23 protein-coding genes, 1 tRNA gene and 1 riboswitch are annotated in these 24,325 nt (G+C 72.0%); of the genes, 12 read left to right on the top strand and 12 right to left on the bottom strand.

The genetic code is table 11. The features are described from left to right. Positions 1 to 105 precede the first annotated feature (105 nt). Positions 106 to 1,038 (bottom strand): IPT/TIG domain-containing protein, encoded by a 933-nt coding sequence (locus NQU54_RS45515; RefSeq protein WP_257636161.1) that lies wholly within the window; start codon positions 1,036 to 1,038, stop codon positions 106 to 108. 431 nt (positions 1,039 to 1,469) lie between these two features. Here NQU54_RS45515 and NQU54_RS45510 point away from each other — a divergent pair, with 431 nt between their 5' ends. From NQU54_RS45510 to NQU54_RS45490, 5 genes are all read left to right on the top strand, one after another. Next, positions 1,470 to 1,814: a DUF1360 domain-containing protein gene (locus NQU54_RS45510; RefSeq protein ID WP_231981302.1), complete on the top strand. Its 345-nt coding sequence runs from the start codon at positions 1,470 to 1,472 to the stop codon at positions 1,812 to 1,814. Positions 1,815 to 1,856: 42 nt separating this feature from the next. Continuing rightward, positions 1,857 to 2,027 (top strand): DUF7196 family protein, encoded by a 171-nt coding sequence (locus NQU54_RS45505; protein WP_167503283.1) that lies wholly within the window; start codon positions 1,857 to 1,859, stop codon positions 2,025 to 2,027. A 64-nt stretch (positions 2,028 to 2,091) separates the two neighbouring features. Beyond that, complete coding sequence (locus tag NQU54_RS45500) at positions 2,092 to 2,598, top strand: GNAT family N-acetyltransferase (RefSeq protein ID WP_257636160.1); 507 nt, start codon at positions 2,092 to 2,094, stop codon at positions 2,596 to 2,598. 135 nt (positions 2,599 to 2,733) lie between these two features. Then, a riboswitch (cobalamin riboswitch) is annotated at positions 2,734 to 2,893 on the top strand. A gap of 138 nt (positions 2,894 to 3,031) precedes the next feature. Next, a complete protein-coding gene (locus NQU54_RS45495) occupies positions 3,032 to 5,443 on the top strand; it encodes a ribonucleoside-diphosphate reductase subunit alpha (protein WP_257636159.1) in 2,412 nt (803 codons plus the stop codon). Beyond that, positions 5,434 to 6,456, top strand: coding sequence for a ribonucleotide-diphosphate reductase subunit beta (locus NQU54_RS45490; protein ID WP_257636158.1), 1,023 nt, complete (start codon positions 5,434 to 5,436; stop codon positions 6,454 to 6,456). Before NQU54_RS45495 ends, NQU54_RS45490 begins: the two co-directional genes overlap by 10 nt. Positions 6,457 to 6,518: 62 nt before the next feature. On the opposite strand, the gene def is transcribed toward NQU54_RS45490, so the two are convergent. The 8 genes from def to NQU54_RS45450 form a co-directional block, all read right to left on the bottom strand. Continuing rightward, positions 6,519 to 7,148, bottom strand: coding sequence for a peptide deformylase (def, locus tag NQU54_RS45485; protein WP_257636157.1), 630 nt, complete (start codon positions 7,146 to 7,148; stop codon positions 6,519 to 6,521). A 633-nt stretch (positions 7,149 to 7,781) separates the two neighbouring features. Next, positions 7,782 to 8,768: a tetratricopeptide repeat protein gene (locus NQU54_RS45480; RefSeq protein ID WP_020868546.1), complete on the bottom strand. Its 987-nt coding sequence runs from the start codon at positions 8,766 to 8,768 to the stop codon at positions 7,782 to 7,784. A 247-nt stretch (positions 8,769 to 9,015) separates the two neighbouring features. After that, positions 9,016 to 10,506, bottom strand: a complete 1,491-nt coding sequence (locus NQU54_RS45475; protein WP_257636156.1) for an HD-GYP domain-containing protein — start codon at positions 10,504 to 10,506, stop codon at positions 9,016 to 9,018. 767 nt (positions 10,507 to 11,273) lie between these two features. After that, a complete protein-coding gene (locus NQU54_RS45470) occupies positions 11,274 to 12,725 on the bottom strand; it encodes an HD-GYP domain-containing protein (RefSeq protein WP_257636155.1) in 1,452 nt (483 codons plus the stop codon). Positions 12,726 to 13,057: 332 nt separating this feature from the next. Beyond that, positions 13,058 to 13,375 carry a mycothiol system anti-sigma-R factor gene (gene rsrA, locus NQU54_RS45465; protein ID WP_069873091.1) on the bottom strand — a complete coding sequence of 106 codons (318 nt, stop codon included), beginning with the start codon at positions 13,373 to 13,375 and terminating at the stop codon, positions 13,058 to 13,060. Further along, positions 13,372 to 14,061, bottom strand: a complete 690-nt coding sequence (locus tag NQU54_RS45460; RefSeq protein WP_208720476.1) for a sigma-70 family RNA polymerase sigma factor — start codon at positions 14,059 to 14,061, stop codon at positions 13,372 to 13,374. Before NQU54_RS45460 ends, rsrA begins: the two co-directional genes overlap by 4 nt. Before the next feature lie 343 nt (positions 14,062 to 14,404). Next, a complete protein-coding gene (locus tag NQU54_RS45455; RefSeq protein WP_257636154.1) occupies positions 14,405 to 15,073 on the bottom strand; it encodes an alpha/beta hydrolase family protein in 669 nt (222 codons plus the stop codon). Then, positions 15,073 to 15,891, bottom strand: a complete 819-nt coding sequence (locus NQU54_RS45450) for an SOS response-associated peptidase (RefSeq protein ID WP_093704775.1) — start codon at positions 15,889 to 15,891, stop codon at positions 15,073 to 15,075. The genes NQU54_RS45455 and NQU54_RS45450 overlap by 1 nt, the downstream gene beginning before the upstream one ends. A gap of 48 nt (positions 15,892 to 15,939) precedes the next feature. On the opposite strand from NQU54_RS45450, the gene NQU54_RS45445 reads away from it, so the two are divergent. The 4 genes from NQU54_RS45445 to NQU54_RS45430 all read left to right on the top strand — a co-directional run bounded on the left by NQU54_RS45445 (position 15,940) and on the right by NQU54_RS45430 (position 19,605). Further along, positions 15,940 to 16,653: a M50 family metallopeptidase gene (locus tag NQU54_RS45445; protein ID WP_257636153.1), complete on the top strand. Its 714-nt coding sequence runs from the start codon at positions 15,940 to 15,942 to the stop codon at positions 16,651 to 16,653. A 117-nt stretch (positions 16,654 to 16,770) separates the two neighbouring features. After that, positions 16,771 to 18,147 (top strand): 3-phosphoshikimate 1-carboxyvinyltransferase, encoded by a 1,377-nt coding sequence (gene aroA, locus NQU54_RS45440; RefSeq protein WP_257636152.1) that lies wholly within the window; start codon positions 16,771 to 16,773, stop codon positions 18,145 to 18,147. A gap of 12 nt (positions 18,148 to 18,159) precedes the next feature. Beyond that, positions 18,160 to 19,167 (top strand): ribosome small subunit-dependent GTPase A, encoded by a 1,008-nt coding sequence (gene rsgA, locus NQU54_RS45435; protein ID WP_257636151.1) that lies wholly within the window; start codon positions 18,160 to 18,162, stop codon positions 19,165 to 19,167. A gap of 114 nt (positions 19,168 to 19,281) precedes the next feature. Continuing rightward, complete coding sequence (locus NQU54_RS45430; protein WP_069864214.1) at positions 19,282 to 19,605, top strand: DMT family transporter; 324 nt, start codon at positions 19,282 to 19,284, stop codon at positions 19,603 to 19,605. A gap of 173 nt (positions 19,606 to 19,778) precedes the next feature. Here NQU54_RS45430 and NQU54_RS45425 read toward each other — a convergent pair whose 3' ends face one another. Beyond that, complete coding sequence (locus NQU54_RS45425) at positions 19,779 to 20,339, bottom strand: TetR/AcrR family transcriptional regulator (RefSeq protein ID WP_257636150.1); 561 nt, start codon at positions 20,337 to 20,339, stop codon at positions 19,779 to 19,781. Between the two features lie 172 nt (positions 20,340 to 20,511). On the opposite strand from NQU54_RS45425, the gene hisN reads away from it, so the two are divergent. Together hisN and NQU54_RS45415 are read left to right on the top strand one after the other, a co-directional pair. Beyond that, complete coding sequence (hisN, locus tag NQU54_RS45420) at positions 20,512 to 21,306, top strand: histidinol-phosphatase (protein WP_257636149.1); 795 nt, start codon at positions 20,512 to 20,514, stop codon at positions 21,304 to 21,306. A 201-nt stretch (positions 21,307 to 21,507) separates the two neighbouring features. After that, positions 21,508 to 21,900, top strand: a complete 393-nt coding sequence (locus tag NQU54_RS45415; RefSeq protein WP_257636163.1) for a CBS domain-containing protein — start codon at positions 21,508 to 21,510, stop codon at positions 21,898 to 21,900. A gap of 103 nt (positions 21,901 to 22,003) precedes the next feature. Here NQU54_RS45415 and NQU54_RS45410 read toward each other — a convergent pair whose 3' ends face one another. After that, positions 22,004 to 23,488, bottom strand: a complete 1,485-nt coding sequence (locus NQU54_RS45410; RefSeq protein ID WP_257636162.1) for a catalase — start codon at positions 23,486 to 23,488, stop codon at positions 22,004 to 22,006. Positions 23,489 to 23,634: 146 nt separating this feature from the next. On the opposite strand from NQU54_RS45410, the gene NQU54_RS45405 reads away from it, so the two are divergent. Further along, positions 23,635 to 24,048 carry a Fur family transcriptional regulator gene (locus tag NQU54_RS45405; RefSeq protein WP_257636148.1) on the top strand — a complete coding sequence of 138 codons (414 nt, stop codon included), beginning with the start codon at positions 23,635 to 23,637 and terminating at the stop codon, positions 24,046 to 24,048. A 73-nt stretch (positions 24,049 to 24,121) separates the two neighbouring features. Here NQU54_RS45405 and NQU54_RS45400 read toward each other — a convergent pair. After that, a tRNA-Met gene (locus NQU54_RS45400) sits at positions 24,122 to 24,198 on the bottom strand. Between the last annotated feature and the right edge of the window lie 127 nt (positions 24,199 to 24,325).

Here is a 24,325-nt window from a genome sequence, read left to right as displayed (position 1 = left end):
ACTCGTTCAGGGTTCGTCCAGCTCGACGGCGACGCCGGTCACCGGGCCCTGTGGAACGAGACCCGGTGACCGGCGCTGGGTGCCGGATGCGCGCGGTCGGACGTATCAGACGTAGAGGAACCCGCCGGGGACGGTGACGGTCCCGAAGGCGGTCACCAGGGTGACGGTCGCGCTACCGGGCACCCCGGGCGGGGTGGTGCCGGTGACCGTGGTGGCGGTGGCGGTCACACCGGTGGCGGGCACGCCGTTGAACAGCACCCCCAGCACACCACCGAGGTTGGTGCCGTTGACGGTGAACGCGGTGCCGCCGACCGCGGGCCCGGTGGCGGGGGTGATGCTGGTGGGCACCGGAGCGGGCGGCGGGACGAAGTAGGTGAAGCCGCCGGGGACGTTGGCGGAGCCGCCGGGGCCGGTGAGCGTGACGGTGACATGGCCGCCCGCGGGCGGGCCCGCCGGGGTGATGCCGATCAGGGTGGTCCCGGCGGGGTTGATGGCCAGGATGGTCGAGGGGTTTCCGCCGAAGGTGACGCTGGTGACACCGGTCAGATTGGTGCCCGTGATCACGTAGACGGTGCCGCCGGTGGTCGGGCCCACGGTCGGGGTGATGGCGACGGCGACGGGCGGGGGCGGGGCCACATAGGTGTACGGCTGGCTGTTGCTGGTGCCGGCGGTGGTGGTGACGAGGACCTGGACGGGTCCGGGCGCGTGCGGCGGGGCTATCACCACGATGACGTCGTTGGTGGGGTTCCCCGGCCAGCCGCCACCTGGCCAGCCGCCCCCTCCGGGCCAGCCACCGCCGCCGCCCCAGTCGCCGCCACCGGACCAGCCGAGATTGCTCTGGCTGACGATCTGGGCGGGCACGCCGCCGAAGGTCACACTGATGACGTTGCGCAGGTTCTGCCCGGTCAGCTGGACGAGGTTGCCACCGCTGGTGGGGCCCGAGTTGGGCACCACGGACAGCAGCAACGGCGGCCCCGCGGTCGGCGAGGGCCAGTTGCCCGCGGTGGGGGCGGCGGTCGCTAAAGCAGTCGAGGTCATGGTCGGTCCTCCCGGGGAAGGGTTCGGGTGATGTGCGCCGACGGCATGCCGATGTCGTGAGCGAGCCCATGTCGTGGGCAAGCCGTCGGTCAACGCCTCGTCGTCACCGCGCGGTCGCGGCACATCGGCGGCGGTGACACGGTGAGGAGAGCTGCCGGGCGGCCGGTCGGGGCACGGGAGCGGTGCGTGAAGGAAGTCGGAGCCATGAGACGTACGCCCGGCTCCTGACGTGGCCGATGAGGTATCGGACGGCCTCGGCGGCCACGTTTCCAGTTATCCACGCCCCTGCGTATCCCTCAAGGCCCTCAGGGCGGCCATCACTCGTTTGGCGCATCAGGGCGTGGCTGGCGGCGCGCTTGTATGACAAGCGCTCGGCTATTCGGGGGAACGCGCGACGGAGGTATGGCTTGCCGTTGCCCGCCATGCCTCTAATGAGTGATATCGGCACTGCCGACCCGCGCCTGACCACCTGGGGAGGGGGCGATCCGATGAGCCTCGCCGCGTTCCTTCTCGCCCTCGGCACCACCTGCCGGATCACTCGCTTCATCACCAAGGACACCCTGGCGGCCGGGTTCAGAACCTGGGTCGCCGACCGCTTCGGCGACGACTCCCGGGCCTCCTACCTGGTCAACTGCGGCTGGTGCACCAGCATCTGGGTCGCCGCCGCCATCGCCGTCTACGCCTCCTTGCTGCACACCACCGCGTGGTTCCTGCTGCCGGCCACCGCCCTGACGCTCTCCTACCTCGCGGGGCTCGCCTCGCGCTGGCTGGACTGACACACCGACCCGAACACGACCCGATGGAAAGGAATGACAGCCATGGCCTGCAACTGCGGCGGAAGAGCGCCCCAATGGACGCCTCAACCCACTGTCGTCTATGAGTTGAAGCTGCCGGACGGCACGGTCCGGCGGTACGTCACCCACCAGGAAGCCGACGCCGCCAACAAGCGCGCGGGTTCCATCGGAGTGATCACCGCCGTCGCCCAGTGACGGCGGAGATCCGCGCCCGGCCCAGGGCGGCCCGGCTGTCGGTGGTCTGCGGCAGACTACGGCCATGGACATCACGATCAGGCGCGCGCGGGACGAGGAGCTGGACGGGATCGGGGAGCTCACCGCTCAGGTGTACCTCGGGGACGGGCTGCTGGACTTCGGGGGCAGCGATCCGTATCTCGCCACCCTGCGCGATGCCCGGCGCCGGGCCGCCGAGTCCGAGCTGCTGGTCGCGGCGGACGCGGCGAGTGACGAGGTGCTGGGGGCCGTGGCGTTCGCCGAGTACGGCGGGGCGTACGCGGAGCTGGCCCGGCCCGGCGAGGGCGAGTTCCGGATGCTGGCCGTGCGGCCCGAGTCGCGGCGGCGCGGGGCGGCCGAGGCGCTGGTGCGCGCGTGTCTGGACCGGGGGCGCGCGCTGGGACTGAAGCGCATAGTGATCAGCAGCCAGCGCTCGATGACCGCCGCCCACCGGCTGTACGAGCGGCTGGGGTTCGTACGGGCCCCGGAGCGGGACTGGGCGCCGCTTGCCGGGACGGACATCACCCTCTGGGCGTTCACCGTGGAGCTGTGACGACGAGCGCCGCACAGCCCCGGCCACGGGCCGCCACCCGCCCCGGGTCACGGGCCACCGCGCGCCCCAGGTCACGGGCCGCCTCGGGAACGCATTAGCACATTCATACGAAACTCCGCACCTCCCGACACTAGATATGGGGGTGCGTGCGTCGGGCGGCACAAGATGTATGCTCGTCCTCGCTGTCGCCGCAGGGGAATCCGGTGGGAATCCGGAACTGTCCCGCAACGGTGTACGTGTGCGCTTATGCGGCGTACCCGTGAGTCCGAGCACCTGCCGACGGCCTTGCGTGAACACGTCCCCCGGCCTCGTGGGTTGGGCCGATGGACGCTGCGTGGTGTGCCCGGCGTACGAGGAGTGCGGCATCGGCATGCCCGTACGCGCCCATCGCACCACCCCTCGTGGCCCCAGCCCAGCGAGGGAGAGCACCTCAGTGACCATCGCGCCCGCAGATCCGGTTTCAGAGCAGGCGGTTTCTCAGGCAGCGGTCGACGCGCCCGGGACCGCCCTGCTACGGACGCTCACCGGACTCACCGCCGACCTGCCCGCCACCGACCACGAGCTGGTCGCGGCCGCCGCCCTGCGCGGCCGCCATCCCGGTTCGGACGAGGCGGAGTTGCGCGGGCTGGCGACCGAGGCGGCGGCCGGGCTCATCTCCGAGGAGCCGGAGTACTCCCGGCTGGCCGCGCGGCTGCTGGCGCTCACCATCACCGAGGAGGCGGCCGGGCAGGGCGCGGTCTCCTTCTCCACCTCCGTCCAGGTGGGCCACCGCGAGGGCCTGCTCGCCGACTCCACCGCGGAGTTCGCCACCGCCCACGCCGGCCGGCTGGACGCGCTGGTGGAGCGGGCCCTGGCCGACGGCGCCGACAACCGCTTCGGCTACTTCGGGCTGCGCACCCTCTACAGCCGCTATCTGCTGCGCCACCCCATCACCCGGCAGGTGATCGAGACCCCGCAGCACTTCCTGCTGCGGGTGGCCTGCGGGCTCGCCGAGGACCTCTCGGCGCGGGCGCTGGAGGACGTGGCCGAGCTGTACCGGCTGACCAGCACGCTGTCGTACCTCCCCAGCTCCCCCACGCTGTTCAACTCCGGCACCCGGCATCCGCAGATGTCGTCCTGCTATCTGCTGGACTCGCCGCTGGACGAGCTGGACTCGATCTACGACCGCTACCACCAGGTGGCGCGGCTGTCGAAGCACGCGGGCGGCATCGGTCTTTCCTACTCCCGCATCCGGGCCCGCGGTTCGCTGATCCGGGGCACCAACGGGCACTCCAACGGCATCGTGCCGTTCCTGCGCACGCTCGACTCCTCGGTGGCCGCCGTCAACCAGGGCGGCCGGCGCAAGGGCGCGGCCTGTGTCTACCTGGAGACCTGGCACGCAGACCTCGAGGAGTTCCTGGAGCTCCGGGACAACACGGGCGAGGACGCCCGCCGCACCCACAACCTCAACATCGCCCACTGGATCCCGGACGAGTTCATGCGCCGGGTCGAGGCGGACGCCGACTGGTCGCTGTTCTCCCCGGTCGACGCGCCCGATCTGGTGGACCTGTGGGGCGAGGAGTTCGACGCCGCGTACCGCAGGGCCGAGGCCGAGGGACGGGCGGTCAAGCAGGTCCCGGCCCGCCAGCTGTACGCGCGGATGATGCGCACCCTCGCACAGACCGGCAACGGCTGGATGACGTTCAAGGACGCCGCCAACCGCACCGCCAACCAGACCGCCGAGCCCCGCAGGGTCGTCCACTCCTCGAACCTGTGCACCGAGATCCTGGAGGTGACCAACGACGGCGAGACCGCCGTGTGCAACCTCGGATCGGTCAACCTCGCCGCGCACCTGGGCGAGGACGGGCAGCTGGACTGGGAGCGCCTGGACGCCACCGTCCGCACCGCCGTGACCTTCCTCGACCGCGTGGTGGACATCAACTTCTACCCCACGGAGGAGGCCGGGGCCTCCAACTCCCGCTGGCGCCCGGTGGGTCTGGGCCTCATGGGGCTCCAGGACGTCTTCTTCCGGCTGCGGCTGCCGTTCGACTCGCCCGAGGCCACGGCGCTGTCCACGCGGATCTCCGAGCGCATCATGCTCGCCGCGTATGAGGCGTCCTGTGAGCTCGCCGAGCGCCACGGCCCGCACCCCGCCTGGTCCGAGACCCGCACCGCACGCGGGGTGCTGCACCCGGACCACTACACGGACGCGGTGGCCACCTGGCCGGAGCGCTGGGAGGCGCTGCGCACCCGGATGGCGAAGTCCGGGATGCGGAACTCGCTGCTGCTGGCGATCGCGCCGACCGCGACCATCGCCTCCATCGCGGGCGTCTACGAGTGCATCGAGCCGCAGGTCTCCAACCTCTTCAAGCGCGAGACGCTGAGCGGGGAGTTCCTCCAGGTCAACTCCTATCTGGTGGACGACCTCAAGAAGCTGGGCGTCTGGGACGCAAAGACCCGTGAGGCGCTGCGCGAGTCCAACGGCTCGGTCCAGGACCTCTCCTGGGTGCCCGCGGACGTACGGGAGCTGTACCGCACCGCGTGGGAGATCCCCCAGCGCGCCCTGATCGACATGGCGGCGGCCCGCACCCCGTACCTCGACCAGAGCCAGTCGCTGAACCTCTTCATGGCCTCGCCGACCATCGGCAAGCTCAGCTCGATGTACGCGTACGCCTGGAAGCGCGGCATCAAGACCACGTACTACCTGCGCTCGCGGCCGGCCACCCGGATCGCCCAGAGCGCCCGCGGCGGCGCCACCGCCCCCGCCGCCACCCCTGCTCCCCTCCCCGTACAGCAGGCTCCGGCCGAGGCCGACGCGATCGCCTGCTCCCTGGAAAACCCCGAGTCCTGCGAGGCATGCCAGTAACCATGAGTGACACCAAGAACCTGCTCGACCCGGGCTTCGAACTGACCCTGCGGCCCATGCGGTACCCGCAGTTCTACGACCGCTACCGCGACGCGATCAAGAACACCTGGACCGTGGAGGAGGTCGACCTCCACTCCGACGTCGCCGATCTCGCCAAGCTCTCCCCCGGTGAGCAGCATCTGATCGGCCGGCTGGTCGCCTTCTTCGCGACCGGCGACTCGATCGTGGCCAACAACCTGGTGCTGACGCTCTACAAGCACATCAACTCCCCCGAGGCGCGGCTGTACCTGTCGCGGCAGCTCTTCGAGGAGGCCGTGCACGTCCAGTTCTATCTGACCCTGCTGGACACCTACCTCCCCGATCCGGACGACCGCGCCGCGGCCTTCGCCGCCGTCGAGAACATCCCCTCCATCAGGGAGAAGGCGGAGTTCTGCTTCCGCTGGATGGACTCGGTGGAAAAGCTCGACCAGTTGGAGACCAGGGAGGACCGCCGCCGCTTCCTGCTCAACCTGATCTGCTTCGCGGCCTGTATCGAGGGGCTGTTCTTCTACGGCGCGTTCGCCTATGTGTACTGGTTCCGCTCGCGCGGGCTGCTGCACGGCCTGGCCACGGGCACCAACTGGGTGTTCCGCGATGAGTCGATGCACATGGAGTTCGCCTTCTCGGTCGTGGACACCGTCCGCCAGGAGGAGCCGGACCTCTTCGACGACGAGCTCCAGCGGCAGGTCACCGACATGCTGAAGGAGTCCGTCGAGGCGGAGCTCCAGTTCGCCCGCGATCTGTGCGGGGACGGGCTGCCGGGCATGAACACCGCGTCGATGCAGGAGTACCTCCAGTGCGTGGCCGACCAGCGCCTCCAGCGCCTCGGCTTCCCCGCGGTCTTCGGCTCGGAGAACCCGTTCTCCTTCATGGAGCTACAGAACGTCCAGGAGCTGACCAACTTCTTCGAGCGGCGCCCCTCGGCGTACCAGGTCGCGGTCGAGGGGTCGGTCGCCTTCGACGACGACTTCTGAGGCCGCCTGCCACGGCACAGGGCCGGGCCCCGAGGGGTCCGGCCCTGTGAGGTACCGCACACTCAGTCGTTGGGCACCGTCTCATAGCGGGCGGTGCCTTCGGCCATCTGCTTCAGCACATCCTTACGGTCGCGCTTGGAGAGCCGGTCGATGTAGAGGTAGCCGTAGAGATGGTCGGTCTCGTGCTGAAGGCAGCGCGCGAAGTAGCCGGTGCCGCGCACCGCGATCGGCTCACCGTCGAGGTCCTGGCCGCGCACCACCGCGTAGTCGGGACGAGCCAGCTCCGCGTAGGCCGTGGGGACCGACAGACAGCCCTCGTTGGAGTCGTCCAGGACCCGGCGCTCGGCGGGCAGCTCCTCCAGCACCGGGTTGCACACCGCGCCCACATGGCGGACGCCCTCGTCGTCCATGCAGTCGTAGACGAAGACCTTGAGGTCGACACCGATCTGGTTGGCGGCCAGGCCCACGCCCTCCGCCGCCCGCTGGCTGGCGAACATGTCGTCGACGAGCCGTGCCAGCCCGTCGTCGAACACGGTCACATCCTGACACTCCTTGTGCAGGACCGGATGGCCGTACACGGTGATCGGGCGGGCGGTGCCGCGCTCGCGGTGGGCCCGCTCGCGCTCCTCGCAGTCCTCCGTGTCCACGATGAACTCGTCGTCCACCCGCTGCTTCGTACCTTGCTGCGACATCGTCCGCCGTATGCCTTCCCTCAACCGTGATGCGTCGCCCTACAGGGTACGGGCACTACGCGGCCGTACGCGGTGCGCTTACGCGGCGTGACCGGCCCCGCAGCATCGCCATGCGACTCCGCCGCACGCGGCGGCGCAGATGGCGCGAGACGGCGATCGCCGCCAGGACACCAGGGGCCTCCACCCCTGAACCGGCGGGGTCCGGGACTCCGCAGCCCCGGCCCTCCGATGCCTGGGGCGCAGCCCCGGAACGGGGCCTGGGGCGCAGCCCCGGCGGGGTCTGGGGCGCAGCCCCGGCGGGGTCTGGGGCGCAGCCCCGGAACGGGGCCTGGGGCGCAGCCCCGGAACAGGGCCTGGGCCGGAGCCCCGGAACGGGGCCTGGGGCGCAGCCCCGGCGGGGTCTAGGCCGGAGCCCCGGAACGGGGCCTGGGGCGCAGCCCCGGAACAGGGCCTGGGCCGGAGCCCCGGAACAGGGCCTGGGGCGCAGCCCCGGAACAGGGCCTGGGGCGCAGCCCCGGCGGGGTCTAGGCCGGAGCCCCGGAACGGGGTCTGGGGCGCAGCCCCAGTTTCGGGAAGGGGCGGGGAGGGGAACAGCCCGCCGCAGGCGTCACGATCCGCCAGCCGCCAAGGCGGTCAGCAGACCTCTTCCAGGTCCCGCCACTCACGGGTGTCCGGGCTGTCCGCGACCCAGCCGTCCAGCAGCCCCCGCACCAGCCCGCCGGGCGCCGCGATCCCGCATTCGCGCTCGGGGACCCATAGCGAGCCCGAGCCCGCCATACGGTGGCCCAGCGGCCCGGGGTGGCCCGGCTCACTGTGGTCATGCGGGTCCAGATGCTCGCCCTCGCCCTCGTCGCTGGGCATCCTGCTCTCCGAGCAGGAACGACACAGCAGCCGCACCGACGACGACCAGTCCTCGGCCGCGAAGCCCGCGTCCGCCGCCAGCCGCTCCAGAGCGTCCCGGTCGGCCTCGGTGGCCGCCTCCAACAGCACCACCCAGGTCGGCACCGGGGACGGCGCCCACAGCTCGATCTCGTCGAAGACCGGGTACGCGGGACCCGCGGAGGTCACCCGCTCACCGTGCGGTACGCCGTCGTGCAGCACCACCTCGCCCCAGCGCCGCCCGGACGACGGCAGCGGGATGGACAGCACCTCGATCCGGGCCGGATCCAGCCGGCGGCCCCAGACGACCTCGGCCTCGCCCTCCGGGGACAGCCGCACCGCCGCGCTGCCCAGCTCCATGCCGAGCGGCTCCCCGGACGCGGACGCCTCTCCCGGCACCTTCAGTCCGTACGCCTGCCAGGCGCGGCGGGCCAGCGGCCAGTCCTGGAGCGCGGTGGCCGCGATCCCCACGTTCCACCAGTCCGGGGCGCCGGTCTCGCGGTCCAGCAGCGCGACCGCCCGCAGCCCCGCGGCGCGCGCCTGCTCCCAGTCGTGCCGGAACTTGTGCAGCAGCGCCAGGTTGAACCAGGACTCCGACAGCCACGGCTCCAGGTCGGCGGCGCGGGTCAGCAGCGCGCCCGCGTCCTCGTACCGGCCGTCGCCGATGAGCGTGAACGCACGGTCCGTGGCCTGCCGCCATGAGGCGGACGGCCGGTGCCGTACCTTGCCGAAGATCTTCACGATTCCCGCCTGCCGGTATCGAAGTCGTCCCGTACCAGATGCCTTCGCGGACGGCGTCGCCCTCCCTTGAAGACAACCTGCCACACATTCGTGGACATCTCAGCCCGACCCCTCACCCTGCGGCCGGGATGCGAAGCCCACCACACCTCCTTGCCACCGGCCATTCGGCCCGGCACCCCTCTCCTCGCATCCAACCATGCCCCTCCGGAGCCCCGCTCATTACCGGCGAGTTCTCAGTTCTCAGTTCTCACCGGCGCCGGCCGTACACCTGGCGCGACAGCACTGTGGCGAGCGCCTCGACCACTACCGGGTCGAAATCGCGCGCCGTGGCCAGCCGCAGCCGCTCCAGTGCGCACAGGGCGGCCACCCCGGCCACTCGCTCGGCCGCGGGACCGCTCACCAGTTCGGTGTACGCGTTCACCGCGCGCACGATACGCGCGGCGAGCGGCTGCTCTCGGTACGGGTCCGCCTGGCGCTCGACGATCAGTGCCACCTCGGCGGGTACCCCGGTCTGGCGCACCACTGCGCCGCCGAGCAGGGCGATTCTGCGCTGCTCGGCGGCGGGCAGCGGCTCGGTGGCCCCCGCGGGCACCGGATCCAGCAGCGACAGCTGGCCGATGTCGTGCATCAGCGCCGCGTACTCCAGCACGGTCAGCCGGGGCTCGGAGAGGCCCAGCTCACGCCCCACCGCCCGGCCGAGCACGGCCACCTCACGGGCATGGCCCGTCGGGGTGTACCCGGCTATCTCCGTCGACCGGGCCAGGGACGCGATGGTCTGGCGGTAGGTGGCCCGTATCCCGGCGTAGCGGCGGTAGGAGTACTGGATCAGCAGCAACGGCACCGCCAGGACCGGCACCGGCCACAGCCCGGCCACGGACACGGTGAGCGCCATCACCACCGCGGTCGCGCAGACCGCCGACCCCACCCCGGGCAGCGGCCGCAGCTCGTCACGGAGCAGCGGCCCGTAAGGCCAGCCGGTACGGGCGCGGGCCAGGGCGGCGGCCAGGACCGCGTCACACAGGGCTGTCAGGGCCAGCAGGGCGAGCAAATAGCCCACGAGATACGGGCCGTGGCCGAACGAGGAGGCCAAGCCGCCGGTCCGGTGCAGCGGTTGGAAGCAGACGGCGGCGAACGCGACGGTCAGCACCCGGCGGGCGGTGTGGCCGGGGTCGACCGGACAGCCGAGCCCCAGCGGCGCCACCAGCCCGGCCAGGGAGGCGGCCACGACGACGGTGACCACCTGGAGGACACCGTGCGTGGTGGACTCCCCGCCCAGCCGCCCGAGCAGGGCGTAGCCGAGCGCGCCCGCGGCCGCGACGGGCGCGGGCTCACCGCGCGGATCGGGCGTCCCGCCGCCACCCGGGAGCGCGGGCGGCGCCTCGACGCACCGGATCGCCTCCCCGACGGCGATGAGCGCCCCGAAGGCCAGCGCCACCTCCGGCTGCCGCACCCCATGCCACTCGGTCCACACCAGCGCGACAACGGCCAACGCCCCGGCCGCCCCATATACGGCGACGACGGTAAGGGCGCCATGACGCTGCCGCGGCGGGCACTCTTGGTTGGGCCGGGGGGTGCGTATACGGGCGGTACGTATGCCCCAGGCGCCCGCGCCCTGGGCGCCCGCGCGGAGTACCACGCCGGGCCCCTTACGGCGGGCACCCCGGCCCTTCTCTCGGACATCAGCACCCCAGCCCTCCCCCGTGACGGCCGCGGTGCGGCCCTCCTCGCGGGCGCCCATGCCGCTGTTCTGCTCGCGGGCAGCAGGGTCTTCACCGGCCTCATCGGTGGCCGAGGACCGGGGGTCCTCGGGAGTGGCCGTGGTCTCGTCTCGTTGGCGGCGGGTGCGGCGAAGGGCGCGGGCATGTCGTTCGGCGATTCGGCCGAGGCCGCCAGGGAGGGCTTCCGATGATCGGGGAGCGGACTCTGCCGGGGCGGGACGGCGCGCCTTGGACGGCCACCGGGCGGCGTTCTCGTCCCGGTCACAGGGACCGGGATGGGCCGGGCCGTCGGCCCCGCCTCCCCCGGAGGGGTTCAGGGCACCCGAGGCGTCGGGGACCCCCGGCGGGGCGGGCTCTCCCCCGACCCCCGCGTCGCCCGTGGCGGAGCCCGGGCACCCGGCCGGTCGAGAGTCCCCGGCCCTCACACCGCCCGGACCGTCCGGGCCCGGGTCGGGGCCTTCCGGGCCGGACGCGGCGGACTCCTGGGCGCTCTCGTCCCGGTCGCGGGGGCGGGGGCGGGCCGGAACGGCGGTCCCGCCTCTCCCCGAGGGGGCCGGGGAGCCCAGAGCACCCGGGGTGTCCAGGCCGTCCAGGCCGTCCAAGGCACCCGGCGGGGCGGGCTCTTCCCCGACCCCCGTGTCGGCTGGAGCGGCCGGGCCCCGTCGCACTCCCGGTCGGGGGTCCCGGGCCGCCGCCTTCGCCGGACCGTCCGGGACCGGACCCCCGACCGGTCGATGGACCCGGTCGGGGCCTTCCGGGCCGGACGCGGCGGACTCCTGGGCGGGGCTCATGCCCCACCGCCGGGGGTGGGGCGGGGTTCGCCGGGGGCGTCCGGCGCGCCGGGGGCCGCCGCGCGCACGAGGGGCGGGGCGGGCTCTGCCGGGACGTTTCCGCGCTCCTCGGGGGCGTCCGCGGTGACCGCCGCATGCCAGCCGTGGCGGTCCAGAGCCCGGGTGAGCGCCCCCACCATCCGGGGGTCGAACTGCGACCCCGCACACCGCTTCAGCTCCTCCACGGCCGTGGGCACCGGCCGCGCCCTGCTGTACGCACGTGTGGAGGTCATCGCGTCGAAGGCGTCGGCGACCGCGACCACCCGGGCGAACTCCGGGATCTGCGCCCCGGCGAGCCCGTACGGATAGCCGCTGCCGTCCAGCCGCTCATGGTGGTGGAGGATCGCGGCCCGCGCCTCGCCCAGGAAGCCGATACCGCGCACCATCTCGTCGCCGTATTCGGGGTGGAGCTCGATCACCCGGCGCTCGTCAGGGGTCAGCGGACCGTTTTTGCGCAGCAGCCGGGTCGGCACGCCGAGCTTGCCCACGTCGTGGAGGATGCCCGCGATCCGCAGCGCCTCCAGCCGCTCACCGCTCATCCCCAGCTCGCGGGCGATCATCGCGGAGGCGCGGCCGACGCGCTCGCTGTGGCCCCGGGTGTAGCGGTCCTTGATGTCGACCGCCTGGACCAGGGCCCGGATGGTGGCCTGGTGGGCGGCGCTCTCACGGCGGTAGAGCACGAAGCCGCAGGCGCAGACGTACATGGGCAGCAGCACCAGCAGGGCGGCCGCCGGTCCGTAAGGGCTGCGCCACAGCACCGCCATGGCCAGCCCGGCGGGCCCGTGCACCAGGTACGGGGCGAGGGCGCCGGGCAGCCGGCCGCCCCAGGCGGCGCGCGGGGAGCGGCGCTCGGCGGTGACCAGCACCCCGCCCTCCAGGACGGTGGCGGTCAGGCCCAGCACGAGCGCGGCGGCCACGGCGGCCGCCAGGGCGTACGGAAAGCCGGGCGCATCGGACATCCGGTCGATGGGGGCCCGGGCACCGGAGATCCGCTCGGCGGCCACCTGGACGCCGTCACCGGAGGCCCACAGGGCGCTGAGGGTCCGGGGGCCGCCCAGGGCCGCGAAGGCGCAGGAGGCGGCCCAGACGGCCAGCGAGAGCCGTGCGGCCCGCCAGGCCCGCCGCATCCCGGCCGGGGGCCGCTCGACGCGGGCGAGCAGCGCACCGGGCACGGCGACCAGCGCCGCGGCGGCGGGCGGCAGCAGAAAAGCCCCGGCCAGAAGGACGGGGCTGCACCATTCGGGCCAGCGGGCCCGAACCCTGGAACCGGCCGCGTGCACCACGGCGAGCAGGGCGGTCGTGGCCCAGGGCACGGCCGCTCCGGGCCGTACGGCCGGGGCGGCGCAGAGCCCCCCGGCGAGCACGGCGCACAGGACATAGGCGCGCGCCCCGTGGGGAAGTGCCCGCACGGTGTCCTCCTCCCCATCCAGGTCCGAAGCGCCGCCCCCTCGGGTGGGGCGGGTCAGGTGGTTGGGGAGCTTAGGCCGGGCCGGGGCGCATGGGATCGGAGGGACTGTCCGATTACACCCCTTCGAGTGATGATCTGATCACCGAGGGTGGGGGCGGGAACGCGCCGGACCCGCTGACGTTCGACGAACGGCCGATCGAGGGGCGATCCGCCGGGCCACGGAGGCAGACACACGAGGGCCGGAGGCACAAGAGAGGTACAAGAGAGGCACAAGGGAAGCGCGAGAGACGCACAAGAGAAGCGCCGGAGGCACCGGAGACCCGGGGCCCGAGGTCACTCCTGGGCGTTGCCCGGAGCGTTGGTTTCCGCGGTGACCTCCCGCTCGGGCACCGCATGCCCGGAGCGGATCAGCTCGATCCGCCCCATGACCTTCGACCGGAGGTCGGTGGGCACGTCATCATGGCCGCAGCAGCGCTTCACGAGCTTCTTCACGGCCTTCTCGAGGCCGTACTTCTCCAGACAGGGCGAGCACTCGTCGAAGTGCACCTCGAACTTGGCGCAGTCGCCGTCCGGCATCTCGTGGTCGAGGAACTCGTAGAGGTGGTCGAGCACCTCGGAGCAGTCCGTCTCATGCGGCTCTCCGCAGCTCATGAGTCCGCGCCTTTCCGATCGTGCGACTCGTCCGCCGCGGCGCCCGCGCCCGCGGGAACCAGCCCGCGCCCACGGGCGTAGTCCTCCAGCAGACCGCGCAGCTGGCGGCGCCCACGGTGCAGCCGGGACATCACCGTACCGATGGGTGTACCCATGATGTCCGCGATCTCCTTGTAGGCAAAGCCCTCGACGTCCGCGAGATAGACCGCGATGCGGAACTCCTCGGGGATGGCCTGGAGGGCCTCCTTGACATCGGAGTCGGGCAGGTGGTCGAGAGCCTGCGACTCGGCCGACCGCAGACCGGTCGACATATGCGACTCGGCGCGCGCCAGCTGCCAGTCCTCGATCTCCTCGGCCGCGCTGCGCTGGGGCTCCCGCTGCTTCTTGCGGTACGAGTTGATGAAGGTGTTGGTCAGGATGCGGTAGAGCCACGCCTTGAGGTTGGTGCCCTCGCGGAACTGGTGGAAGGACCCGTACGCCTTGGCGTACATCTCCTGCACGAGATCCTCGGCGTCGGCCGGGTTACGGGTCATCCGCAGCGCGGCCGAGTACATCTGGTCCAAGAAGGCAAGGGCGTCCCGCTCGAAGCGCGCGTTGCGCTCCGATGACGACTCCTGCGACCGCTCGACCGTTTCTCCCTCGGTAACGCCGTCGGTCCCTGCGTCGGTCCCAGTGACCTGACCCACCTCCTCCAGCTTCGGGTCGGGTCCGGATGTGGACCCGCTCGAATCGGAGAATAGACGACGATCCGGTGCGTCCGCCGCTCCGATCTTCATGGCCTGTGCCGCTTGCAGCTGGGACCAGTCCAGGTCAGCGGCGTGCGGACGGGCCGGGCAAGCAAGCGAACCCATGCGGGGAACTCCCTTTCCTCGTGTTCCACGTATCAGTGCCTCTTACGCAGTGACAACCAACGTTCCCCATAACACGAAGCGCCTCCGCCGCATTCCCGACCCGGCCCACGGCCCCCAGCCCCCGGCGCCCCGCGCACCGACCGGTCAAGGGCCGCGCCCGGCCCGTACCCCGTGGAGATCAGCCCAGGGCGCGCGGCAGCCAGTCGGCGACGGCACCGGTGATCAGGGCGAGCGCCGCGGGCTCGTCGAGGTCCGCCGACCTCGGCAGGCCGAAGCCATGATCGCCGTACGCCACCTCGACCAGCTCCATGTCCGCGGGCAGCTCGGGGAACTCCTCCGGCCGCCCGAAGGGGTCCCGGCCGCCCTGGACGATCAGCGTCGGCACCCCGGTGGCCAGCAGCTCCCCGGCCCGGGACCGCTCCGGCCTGCCCGGTGGGTGCAGCGGGAAGGACAGCGCCAGTACGGCCTTCGCGCCCAGCTCACGGGCGGTCCGGCAGGCCACCCGCGCCCCGGCGCTGCGCCCGCCCGCCACGATCGGCAGCCCGGCCTTCTCCAGCGCGGGCCATACGGCACGCCATCCGGTGTCGAGGGTCGAGGGCGCGGGCGCGATCTTCTTGCCCGCCACCCGCCACGGCTGCTCGACCAGCGCGACGCTCACCCCGCGCGCGGGGAGCGCCGCGGCCAGCGCGCGCAGGTCCCGCGCCTCGATGCCCCCGCCGGCGCCGTGGCTCGCGGCGAGCAGGGTGTGGGGGCTGGGAGCGTGGTGCCAGGTGATCCGGGCGTCCCCGGCCGGGGTCGGCACCGTCTCGGCGGTCGCCTCGGGCGTTCCCTTCTCCTTGGCCGCCATCAGAACAGCGTGCCCTCCTCCGGGGCCTCGAGCTCATCGAGCAGTTCGGGGCCGTTGTTACGGACATCACTCACACCGGTCGCCACCGGGTACGCCCGCAGCAGCCCGGAGGGCGGCGGCGCCAGCAGGGGCAGCAGATCGTCGGGGTCGGTGCGGCCGGGGTCCAGCCAGGAGGCCCAGCGGTCCTCGGTGAGGACCAGCGGCATCCGCGGGTGGATCTCGGCGAGCGACCGCGGCCCCTCGTCCCGGCTCACGCCCCCGAAGGGCTCCTTGTCCGCCTCGGTGGTGATCACCGTGCAGGTCACCCACCACGCCCGCGGATGCTCGTCCGGCAGCGTCCGGTCCCGCCAGAACTCGTACAACCCGGCCATGGCCATCACCGCGCCGTCCACCGGGGTCACGAAGTACGGCTGCTTGCGGGGCCGCTTCCGCTTGCCCTTCTCCTCGAGCTGCCGCTCCCCCGACCCGGTGACCCACTCGTAATAGCCGTCGGCGGGCAGGATGCAGCGCCGCGAGGCGAAGGGCCGCCGGTAGGACGGCTTCTCGTGCACGGTCTCGGCCCGTGCGTTGATCATCTTCGCGCCGCCCTCGGGGGACTTCGCCCAGGAGGGCACGAGCCCCCACTTCAGCGCCCTCAGCTGGCGAACCGGGCGCGGCTCGGCGGCGTCCTTAAGAGGGCGTTCGAGCACCGCGTACACGTCCTTGGTGGGCGCGACGTTCCAATCGGGCGCCAGAGTCTCCTCCGGTTCCCACTTCTCCACTCCGAAGAGCCCGACGAGATCCTCCGGCCTCCGGCTCGCTGCGTATCGACCGCACATAGGTGCCACACTGCCACGACCCCTACCGAAGCGAGGAGCCGCCCGCACATGGACGCAACGAACGCCGCCGACCTTTGGGACCGGGTGACCGGCGCCCAGCCCGACCCCACCACCTGGCTGGTCGTCTCCACCGGCGTGATCGCGTTCGCGGTCGTCGTCTTCCGCACCGCCTGGCGAATAGCCCGTAACGCCATCACCATCGCCCACGAGGGCGGCCACGCCCTGGTCGCCCTGCTCAGCGGGCGGCGGCTGGACGGCATTCGGCTGCACTCGGACACCTCGGGGCTGACCGTCTCGCGCGGCAAGCCCACCGGCCTGGGCATGATCCTCACCGCGGCGTCCGGCTACACCGCCCCGTCGCTGCTGGGCCTCGGGGGTGCCTGGCTGCTGGCGGCGAACCACATCACCTTGCTGCTGTGGGGGACGACGGCGCTGCTGGTCGCGATGCTGGTCATGATCCGCAACGCCTATGGCGTCCTTACGGTCGTCATCAGCGGTGCCGCCTTCTTCCTCGTCTCCTGGCTGACCGAGCCGGACGTCCAGGCGGGGTTCGCGTATGCCGTGGTCTGGTTCCTCCTCCTGGGGGGCGTGCGTCCGGCCTTCGAGCTCCAGCGCAAGCGCCGTCACGGCGGCGCGTACGACTCCGACCCCGACCAGCTGGCGCGGCTGACGGGCATTCCGGCCGGCGCCTGGCTGCTGCTCTTCCATGTGGTCTCGCTGTGTTCGCTGCTGGCCGGGGGGCGCTGGCTGCTGGGGTTGTGACCCCGTACGAGCACCCGGCGCGCTTCCATCGGTACCCGTAGCAGCGCCGTGTTTCGACTGGGTTTCGCCACTTTCGATCAAGATTGGCACTCTGGGCGAACCACTAAAGTGAGACCCATGACCGGCATTGAGACCTCCCCGGGCGATCACACCGCCCTCTGGCCCGCTCCGACCGCCGACGGAGCGGTGGACGCGACCGTCACCGTGCCCGGATCCAAGTCGGTTACCAACCGCGGTCTGATCCTGGCCGCGCTCGCCGCCGAACCCGGCTGGCTGCGCCGCCCGCTCCGCTCCCGCGACACCCTTCTGATGGCCGCCGCCCTGCGCGCCATGGGCGTCGGCATCGAGGAGACGGTGTCCGACGGCGCCCTCGGCTCCGGCGGCCCCGCCGGCGGCGGAGAGGCATGGCGGGTCATCCCGGCGGGGCTGCACGGCCCGGCCACCATCGACGTCGGCAACGCCGGCACCGTGATGCGCTTCCTCCCTCCGGTCGCCGCCCTGGCCGACGGCCCCGTCCACTTCGACGGCGACCCCCGCTCCCATGAGCGCCCGCTGCACGGCGTGATCGACGCCCTGCGCGCCCTCGGCGCCCGTATCGACGACGACGGCCGCGGCGCGCTGCCGATGACCGTGCACGGCGGCGGGGCGCTGGACGGCGGCCCGGTCCGCATCGACGCCTCCTCGTCCTCCCAGTTCGTGAGCGCGCTGCTGCTGTCCGCGCCGCGCTTCAACCAGGGCGTCGAGGTGCGCCACATCGGCGCCGCGCTGCCCTCCCTGCCGCACATCCGGATGACCGTCGACATGCTGCGCGCGGCGGGCGCCCGGGTGGACACCCCGGAGGCGGGCGGCGAGCGGGGCGTCTGGCGGGTGGCGCCGAGCGCGCTGCTCGGCCGTGACCTGGTCGTCGAGCCGGATCTGTCCAACGCGGCGCCGTTCCTGGCCGCCGCCCTGGTCACCGGCGGCCGGGTGACCATCCCCGACTGGCCGGAGCGCACCACCCAGCCCGGGGACGAACTGCGCCGGATCTTCACCGAGATGGGCGGTTCCTGCGAGCTCACCAAGACCGCTCTGACCTTCACCGGAACGGGCCGGATCACCGGGATCGACGCCGATCTGCACGAGGTCGGCGAGCTCACCCCGGTGATCGCGGCGGTCGCCGCGCTGGCCGACTCCGAGTCGGTGCTGCGCGGCATCGCGCATCTGCGGCTCCATGAGACCGACCGGCTGGCCGCCCTCGCCAAGGAGATCAACGAGCTCGGCGGGGACGTCACCGAGACCGAGGACGGACTGCGAATCCGCCCTCGCCCGCTGCACGGCGGAATCTTCCACACCTACGAGGACCACCGGCTGGCCACCGCCGCCGCGGTGTTCGGCCTGGCCGTCGAGGGTGTGCAGGTCGAGAACGTGGCGACCACCGCCAAGACCCTCCCCGACTTCCCCGGTCTGTGGACCGGCATGCTCGACGCGACGACGACCTCGGCGCGGAGATCCTGAGAGCCTGGACTCATGCGCCGCTACGGCAAACACACCGACGAGGACGACGTTCGGGTCCGCCCCAACCGCAAGGGCAACCGGCCGCGCACCAACATCCGCCCCAAGCACGAGGACGCCACCGAGGGCTTCGTGCTGACGGTCGACCGCGGCCGGCTCACGGTCCTGGTCGAGGACCGCACCGTCACCGCCATGAAGGCCCGCGAGCTCGGCCGTAAGGGCGTCGTGGTCGGCGACCGGGTCGCGATCGTCGGGGATCTCTCCGGCGAGAAGGACACGCTCGCCCGGGTCGTACGGGTCGAGGAGCGCTCCTCGGTCCTGCGCCGGACCGCCGACGACGACGATCCGTACGAGCGGGTCGTGGTCGCCAACGCCGACCAGCTCGCGATCGTGACCGCCCTGGCCGACCCGGAGCCGCGCCCGCGCCTGATCGACCGGTGTCTGGTGGCCGCCTTCGACGCGGGTCTCGAACCGCTGCTCGTGCTCACCAAGTCCGATCTGGCGCCCGCCGGGGAGCTGCTGAAGACCTACGAGCCGCTCGGCGTCCCCTATGTCGTCACCAGCCGTGACGACCTGGCCGACGACGACGCCGCAGACCAGGTGCGGGAGCGGCTGACGGACCGGATCACCGTCTTCGTCGGCCATTCGGGCGTGGGCAAGACCACGCTGGTGAACGCGCTGGTCCCGGACCGCCAGCGGGCCACCGGCCAGGTGAACGCGGTCACCGGCCGCGGCCGCCACACCACCACCTCCGCGCTCGCGCTGCCCCTGCCGGACACCAAGGGATGGGTGATCGACACCCCGGGCGTGCGGTCCTTCGGGCTGCACCACGTGGACCCGGCGCGGGTCATCGACGCCTTCCCGGACCTGGAGCCGGGCACCGAGGGCTGTCCGCGCGCTTGCAGCCACGACGAGCCGGACTGCGCGCTGGACCAGTGGGTGGCGGACGGCCACGCCGAACCCGCCCGGCTGTACTCCCTGCGGCGGCTGCTGGCCACCCGGGAGCGTCGGGAGGGCGACTAGGGAGCGTGTTTGCCGTCCGACCCAGGCGGTAAATGGATAATCGCATCAAGCAATCCGGGCGACCGGGCGGTCCCCGGGCGACGGCAGCGGGCGGCGGCACGGGAGGGCATCTCTATGGCGTGGCTGCTGGTCGTGGTCGCCGGGCTACTCGAAACCGGCTTCGCCGTCTGTCTCAAGCTCTCGCACGGCTTCACCCGCCTCTGGCCGACGATCGCGTTCTGCGTATTCGCGCTCGGCAGCTTCGGGCTGCTGACGCTGTCCCTGAAGAAGCTCGACGTGGGGCCCGCGTACGCGGTGTGGACGGGGATCGGGGCCGCCGGTACCGCGATCTACGGCATGATCTTCCTCGGCGACCTCGTCTCCACGCTCAAGATCATCTCCATCTCCCTGGTGATCGTCGGCGTCATAGGGCTCCAGCTCTCCGGCTCGGCCCACTGAGGCCCATTGGCCTGCTGGCCCGCTGGCTCACCGGCCCCCGAGACCTACCGGCCCACTGGGCCTATCGGGCCGCCGAGCCCGTCGGCTCGCCGAAGCCCGCCAGCCCGCCGAAGCCCGTCGGCTCGGTGAGCCCCTTCGGCCCGCTGGGCCCGGCCGGCCGCCCGGGGCCCGGCTCAAGCCAGCACGGTGCGCACCATACGGGCCACATCCGCCGCCGGGGCGGGTGCCACCACGTACGACAGGGCCAGCCTGGCGACCGCCTCACAGGCCAGCGGCAGCTCGACCGCGCCGGGCGGCCAGTCGCCCTCCAGCAGCCGCACCGCCCGGTCCCGGGCCTCGCCGAGCAGTTCGCCCGGCGCGGGCAGCGCCCCGGGCGGCGCCGTCCTTACGGTCGTCGGCAGCCGCTCGTTCCAGCAGCCCGTGAGCGCCGCCCGCACCAGCGGGTTCTCGGTCGCCGTACGGACCGTCCACACGGCCGCGGCGGCCAGCCGCTCCCCGGGGGCCACCGCGCCGGACACCCCGGACAGCGCCCGCTCGACCCCGCGCAGATACGCGTCGGCCTCGCGCCGCACCAGAGCGCGGGCGAGGCCCTCCTTGCTGCCGAACTCGTTGTAGAGGGTCTGCCGGGAGACCCCGGCCGCCGCCGCGACCTCGGCCATCCTCACCCTCTGCCACGGACGGCTCCCGAGCGCGGTGAAGGCCGCGTCGAGTAAGGATTCGCGCGCTGCGGGCATCGTCGCCTCCAGAGCGGCATCGTCGCCTTCCCGGCCTGGCATGTGCCCGACAGAATTGACGGACCGCCAGATGAAGTCAAGAGCCCCGCGCGGGCCGCCCCGCACGGCCCAAATCCCCAGTCCATGCGGAGTCGTGTAGCTCCCCGTCTTTTCCTGTCGATACTGTTCGGCCATGCCCGACTACCACGATGACCTGCGTCTCGCCCATGTCCTCGCCGATGCCGCCGACGCGACCACCATGGAGCGGTTCAAGGCGCTCGACCTCAAGGTCGAGACAAAACCCGATATGACGCCGGTGAGCGAGGCCGACAAGGCGGCCGAGGAGCTGATCCGCAGCTCCCTCCAGCGCGCCCGGCCGCGCGACGCGGTGCTCGGCGAGGAGTTCGGCAGCGAGGGCACCGGTCCGCGGCGCTGGGTGGTCGACCCGATCGACGGCACCAAGAACTACGTACGCGGGGTCCCGGTCTGGGCCACCCTGATCGCCCTCATGGAGCGCGGCGAGGGCGGCGACCGGCCCGTGGTCGGGGTGGTCTCCGCACCGGCCCTGGGACGGCGCTGGTGGGCCGCCGAGGGGCGGGGGGCGTACACCGGGCGCAGCCTGTCCTCCGCGAGCCGGCTGGCGGTCTCCAAGGTGAGCGGCCTCTCCGACGCCTCGTTCGCGTACTCCTCGATCAGCGGCTGGGAGGAGCGCGGCAGGCTGAACGGCTTCCTCGATCTGACGCGCGCCTGCTGGCGCACCCGTGGCTACGGCGACTTCTGGCCGTACATGATGGTCGCCGAGGGCTCGGTGGACATCTGCGCCGAACCGGAATTGTCGCTGTGGGACATGGCTGCGAACGCGGTGATCGTCCAGGAGGCGGGCGGCCGCTTCACCGGGCTCGACGGCGTACCGGGCCCGAACAGCGGCGACGCGGCGGCGTCCAATGGGCTGCTGCACGGGGCACTGCTGGACTATCTGCGGCCCTGAGGGTCGCGAGGCAGTCGCTAGGTCCTTACGCGGCGAGAACCGGAGTGTGAACCGGAGCGCGGGGCGCGCTCCGCGGCAGGTCGGCCTCCGCGCGCCCTTGTTGCACTCACCGAGGCATGTGAACATGAGAATCCAGGACCTTGTGAACTTGTGAATCCTTTCTCTAATGGATTCACCAAGGAGGTGGCTCCATCCATGCCCATGCACGTCCGTGACGCCATGAGCTCGGTGGTCCTCACCATCGGCCCCACACATACACTCCGCCAGGCCGCCCGGCTGATGTCCGCGCGCCGGGTCGGATCGGCCATCGTGCTCGATCCCGACACCAGCGGCCTGGGGATTCTCACCGAGCGCGACATCCTCAACTCCCTGGGCGCGGACCAGGACCCGGACCAGGAGACCGCACACGACCACACCACCGCCGATGTCGTCTTCGCCGCCCCCGGGTGGACGCTGGACGAGGCGGCCCGCGCGATGTCCCAGGGCGGCTTCCGCCATCTGATCGTCCTCGACGGGGGCGACCCCGTCGGGGTGGTGTCGGTGCGGGACATCATCCGCTGCTGGGCCCCGGCTCCACAGCCGGTACCGGCCTGAGCGTCAAGCGGAACCGCGCCCGGAACGCGAAGAGGCGCCCGGAACGCGAAGAGGCCGGCGCCCGTCGGCGTCCGGCCTCTTCGGTTGGTACGGCAAGCGTCCGTCAGCCGCGCAGGGCCTGGACCGCGGCCTCCAGCCGCTTGCCGTAGTCGGCGTCCGCCTTGCGGAAGTTCTCGATCGCCCGCTGTGCGATGTCATCGCGGGAGACCTTGGCGATGAACTGCGCCAGATTGTCGATCAGGCGCCCCTTCTCGTCGTCCGACATCAGCCGGTAGAGGTTGCCCGCCTGGACGAAGTCGTCGTCCTCGGCGTGCGAGGGGGCCTCGTGGTCGCCGGTCCGGCCGGACACCGGGGACGGCTGCCACAGCGGCCGGCCGGTCTCCGCCGGGCCGCCGAAGCTGTTGGGCTCGTAGTTCTTGGCGCCCGCGTGACGGCCGTCGTACAGGAAGCCGTCCCGGCCGTAGGTGCGCGCCTCGGCCGCGTGCGGACGGTTCACCGGCAGATGGTCGGCGTTGATGCCGACGCGGTAGCGGTGGGCGTCGCCGTACGCGAAGAGGCGGCCCTGGAGCATCTTGTCCGGGGACGGGCCGATACCCGACACGAAGTGGGCCGGAGAGAAGATCGACTGCTCGACCTCGGCGAAGATGTTCCGCGGGTTGCGGTTGAGCTCCAGCTTGCCGATCTCGATCGGCGGGTAGTCCTCGTGCGGCCAGACCTTGGTCAGGTCGAACGGGTTGAAGCGGTAATTGGCCGCCTCGGCCGCCGGCATGATCTGCACCTGCACGGTCCAGGTCGGGAAGTCGCCGCGCTCGATGGCCTCGCGCAGATCGCGCTGGTGGCTGTCCGGGTCCGCACCGGCGGTCTCGGCCGCCTCGGCGGCGGTGAGGTTCTTGATCCCCTGGTCGGTCTTGAAGTGGTACTTCACCCAGAAGACCTCGCCCGCGGCGTTGTTCCACTGGTAGGTGTGCGAACCGTAGCCGTTCATGTGGCGGTACGAGGCGGGGATGCCACGGTCGCCGAACAGCCAGGTCACCTGGTGGGTGGCCTCGGGCGAGAGCCCCCAGAAGTCCCAGACGTTGTCCGCCTCCTGCGAGCCGGTGTACGGGTCGCGCTTCTGGGTGTGGATGAAGTCGGGGAACTTGATGGCGTCCTTGATGAAGAACACCGGGGTGTTGTTCCCGACGAGGTCGTAATTGCCGTCCTCGGTGTAGAACTTCAGCGCGAAGCCGCGCGGGTCGCGCACCGCGTCCGCCGAGCCGAGGTTGCCGGCCACCGTCGAGAAGCGCAGGAACGTCTCGGTCTGCTTGCCGACCTCGGAGAGGAACGCCGCGCGGGTGTACTTCGACACGTCCGCGGTCAGGGTGAAGGTGCCGTACGCACCGGCGCCGCGGGCGTGCACGATCCGCTCCGGGATCCGCTCACGGTTGAAGTGGGCAAGCTTCTCGATCAGGTGCTGGTCCTGGATGAGGACCGGACCGCCGATGCCCGCCGTCTCGCTGTTCTGGTTGTCCGCCACCGGAGCCCCGGACTCCGTGGTCAGCGGACCAGTGATGTTGTCCTGGACCGTCACGTGCGCCTCCTGCGTAATTCGCGTTCTGTCCCTTTGGTCTGGGGCTGGGCCCGATCCTACATTGGACAATGTCCAAGTCAAGAAGGCATGGAGAGTCATACCCGATCTGGTCAAGCACTCGTCCGCTGCTACCCTTGTCCTTATCTGACTGATAGGTGAATGGCATGAGCGACCTGCTGGAACGACTCCGGGGACGCGGCTGGAGGCTGACGGCGCAGCGGCGTGTCGTCGCCGAGGTCCTCGACGGCGACCACGTGCACTACACCGCCGACGAAGTCCACGCGCTGGCGGCCGAGCGACTGCCCGAGATCTCCCGCGCGACCGTGTACAACACCCTCGGCGAGCTCGTCACGCTCGGCGAGGTGATCGAGGTCACCACGGACGGCAGAGCCAAGCGCTACGACCCGAACGCCCATCACGCGCATCAGCACCTGGTGTGCGCGCGGTGCGGCACGATCCGCGATGTCCACCCCTCCGGCGACCCGCTCTCCGACCTGCCCGCACAGGAGCGCTACGGCTTCGCGGTCTCCGCGGTCGAGGTGACGTACCGGGGGCTGTGCCCCGACTGTGCGACCTGAGGAACGGCGCGATGAGCGGCTGAGACCGCGACGGACGAAAGGCCCGGATCCTTGAGGATCCGGGCCTTCGCCGTGGTAGCGGGGACAGGATTTGAACCTGCGACCTCTGGGTTATGAGCCCAGCGAGCTACCGAGCTGCTCCACCCCGCGTCGTTGTGAAGCAACCTTAACCCGGGGTGGACAGCAGGAGCAAACCGGCTACCGCCTGCCCGCCCACCAGTGGAATTCCTGCCCCTGGAACGCCCGCCAGCGGGCCGCCCGCCGGCCCGCCCGGCGG

This window comes from Streptomyces malaysiensis subsp. samsunensis (assembly GCF_024519315.1).
GTDB classification, from domain to species: domain Bacteria; phylum Actinomycetota; class Actinomycetes; order Streptomycetales; family Streptomycetaceae; genus Streptomyces; species Streptomyces malaysiensis.
Note: the sequence above shows the minus strand (reverse complement) of the source record. Positions and strands in the feature narration are given on the sequence as shown.